The sequence below is a fragment of the Bradyrhizobium sp. NAS96.2 genome (genome assembly GCF_001908235.1).
Lineage (GTDB): Bacteria > Pseudomonadota > Alphaproteobacteria > Rhizobiales > Xanthobacteraceae > Bradyrhizobium.
Map to the genome: position 1 here is coordinate 1 of NZ_LGHK01000365.1, position 2,846 is coordinate 2,846.

The window sequence follows — 2,846 nt, forward strand, 5'->3', positions numbered from 1 at the left end:
TCCGTGGAGAGGGCCTCGCGAAGGAAATGCCCACTCCCTACCCCTCAATCAGTCCCAGACGCCGCGCGTGTGCAGGCTCGCCTGCTCCTCGCGCTGCTTGTCTCGATCGTGGCAAGTCTTGCAGAGCGTCTGCAGGTTGGCCTCGTCCCAGAACAGGCGTTCATCGCCACGATGCGGGATGACATGGTCGCAGACCAGCAGCGAGGTATCAGGCTCGACCCTGCCGCATCCCTTGCGCTGGCATGTGTAGAGATCGCGCAGGAAGATGCGCCGACGCAGCGCACGCCAGCGCGCGAGCTTGTACCAGGCTTTCCAGGGCGGCTGCGGCATCCACAAAAGGAAAGGCCGACCACCTTACGTTGATCGGCCTCAAGGTAGGGAGGAACGCCCAGTTCCGCAGGAACCTTGCCTTACTTGTGACGTTGGAGAGCAATGGAACAAATCGAGGAGGACACTATGAGAGCTCCTACACTGGCTGGTGTACTGGCGGTCGCGGGTTTCGCTGTCGTTGCCCCGTTCTCGATTGCACCCGCGGCAGCTCAATTCGCCATTGATACTCCGGCCGGCGGCGTAGTGGTTGGCCCGCACCACCGATATTACGACCGAGATTATGATCGACGCGCTTATCGCGCCTACGATTATGATCGCGGCTATCGCGGTTGCCGCACTGTTACGATCGAGCGCGATGACGGTTCGGTCCGCCGGGTCCGCCGTTGCGACTAGCCAGCACCGATAGTCTAACCGGCTGCCGCGATCGAGCTGGGAGCGAAATCGACAAAGGCCGCCCAGTTGGCGGCCTTTCTAATTTGCGGTAGGAGCGCGCTGCGCGCGTTCGCCTGAATCAGGCTCTGCACTTTTAGCCGAGCTGCCGCGTATGCACCGCACCGCGAATTAGTCGATCAGCTCGATCTGCGCCTCGGTTAAACCGCTTACCTTGACGCCGTGCTTTCCGTCGCTGACTAAGACGCTGAGTCGGCCTTTTGAGTCAATTCGCTCGATCAGCGCGCGAAAGCCAGAGAACAGACCATCGGCGACGCGGATCTCTCGACCTACTCGCATTTCGGTCTCGTCTTTGACCTCGGCGACGCTGATGAAGCCATACCGCAGGAACAGCTGTGCGAGCGCCCATCGGCGACGTGACGGCAGCATGTTCTCGACCTTGACGATGTCGCGCAGCAGCTGCATCTCGGTGGCGTTGAGCCACGACCGCAGCTCGCCGAACTCGAGCAAGTTGTCGACGTCAGGAATGCTGCGGATCTCGGCGAGACGGCCGAGCTCGAAATCGGGCAGAAAGATCAGACCAGGCAGAAACGGCTTTTCGATCCGGCGGCCGAGATGCGGACGCCGCGCCGGCTGGCCGTTGCCTCGTTGGACGAAATGCACAACGGTCGGCGACCAACCGCTGATGCAGCGCTCGCCGAAGGCCTTGATGACCTTGGCGTCGCGGCCAGGCATGACTTGCAGCACGCGCCAGCTCTCCGGCATCGCCGGGACCGCCATACGACCGCCGGCCTCGACATAACCGACGATCTGCCCCTTGCGGTATTGCATGTTCATTCCCTCTCCCCTGCGACTTGCCACGTCCCATCGCGGCGCGGCGGCCACGGCGCCGGCACGCGAAAGCCCTGCTTTGACTTCCTCAAACGGAAATTCGGATTTGACGACGAGACGCCATGAACGTTCGGGTCATACGGCTCGAGGAAAATTCGCTCGGCCTGCGGCTCAGCGCCGGTCCAGAGTGCCAGGCGATCGCGCCATGCGGCAAACTGCGGCGTCCCGAGGTCGACGACCTGCCAGGCCTCGCGATCGACGCCGGCAAACGCCGCCATCGCCGTGAGATCTATCTGCGGCGGCAGCTGCGTCCAGACGCCCTCGCCGAGATCCAGCTCGCGGATAACGCGCAGCTCGCGCCGCTCGGCGATCTGCGTCGCCACTGCTAAGCCCTTGAGCTCGTCGCCTTGCACAAACCGCCGTTGTGGCGCAGCAGGCTTTGCCGGCGCAGCACCAGGCGCAGCAAATTCGCGAAAGCCGCGCGTCCGCACCCAGAGATGAAAATTCATCGGCCGGCGCTGCTTGAGCTCGCGCAGCTTCGCCATGTAGAGCGGGACCGCATGGCAGCACCAGGCGCGATCGTCCGGCGTCAGGAGACGGAACTGCTCGAGGCCGAGGTCGCGCCGCATGACCTCATGGCCGACATAGCTCTCGAATGCCGCGGCGAACTCGGTCGGTTCGCTTTCCTCGATCGCCTTGTGATCGTCCGGAAATCCCCCGGAGGGGGACTTAGGGGGATTTTCCGGTTCAGGTTCAAAAGAGTCTAGCCCCTGGCTGTATTGCGAGGGCTGGCCTAGTGCTGGCCGAGGGCTAGCGTCGTCCGTATCGGAATTTAGCCCTTGCTGCCAGCTAGGGCTAATCACCCTTGAATTTGCAGGCGTTTCGTCAACGTCGCGCCCGGCAGCGCGCGCCTCGATCGCGCCGATATCGGCGTCGACCAGGAGACGGATAAGATCCGTGGTGCGCTTGCCCCGGCCGTCGCCGTTGCGGCGACCGTTCTCGTCGAGCCATTGCGGCGTCCGGCCGATCGCGCCGATCTCCTCGAGCCAACCGAGCCGCCGGCGGACCGTGTCCTGCGACAGATCCGTATCCGACGCCAGCGACGGGATTCCAACCCAGCACATGCCGTCACCGTCGACATACCCGCCGAGCGCCCGCAGCACGCTTTTGGCGTAAGGGTTGCCCAGCTCGAGATTGCGCGCCCATGCCGTCGCCTCATCCGAGGCGATGCGTCGCGCCCGCTTTTTCGCGGTCATCTTAACTTCCTAACCAGAGAGAATTCGGGAAACGCTGGA

General features: G+C 63.4%; 3 protein-coding genes. All 3 read right to left on the reverse strand.

The window, feature by feature from the left end; genetic code table 11:
* Positions 1–48: 48 nt before the first annotated feature.
* On the reverse strand, positions 49–330 hold the full coding sequence (locus AC628_RS41305) for an HNH endonuclease (protein WP_074132536.1): 282 nt from the start codon (positions 328–330) through the stop codon (positions 49–51).
* 561 nt (positions 331–891) lie between these two features.
* Positions 892–1,605: a transcription termination/antitermination protein NusG gene (gene nusG, locus AC628_RS41310; protein WP_143202099.1), complete on the reverse strand. Its 714-nt coding sequence runs from the start codon at positions 1,603–1,605 to the stop codon at positions 892–894.
* Complete coding sequence (locus AC628_RS41315; protein ID WP_074132538.1) at positions 1,554–2,807, reverse strand: helix-turn-helix domain-containing protein; 1,254 nt, start codon at positions 2,805–2,807, stop codon at positions 1,554–1,556. The genes nusG and AC628_RS41315 overlap by 52 nt, the downstream gene beginning before the upstream one ends.
* Positions 2,808–2,846: the final 39 nt, after the last annotated feature.

Excerpts from the sequence above, each read along its gene's own strand:
- AC628_RS41315 (WP_074132538.1), bottom strand. The coding sequence starts at position 2,807 with ATGACCGCGAAAAAGCGGGCGCGACGCATCGCCTCGGATGAGGCGACG.
- AC628_RS41305 (WP_074132536.1), bottom strand. The coding sequence starts at position 330 with ATGCCGCAGCCGCCCTGGAAAGCCTGGTACAAGCTCGCGCGCTGGCGT.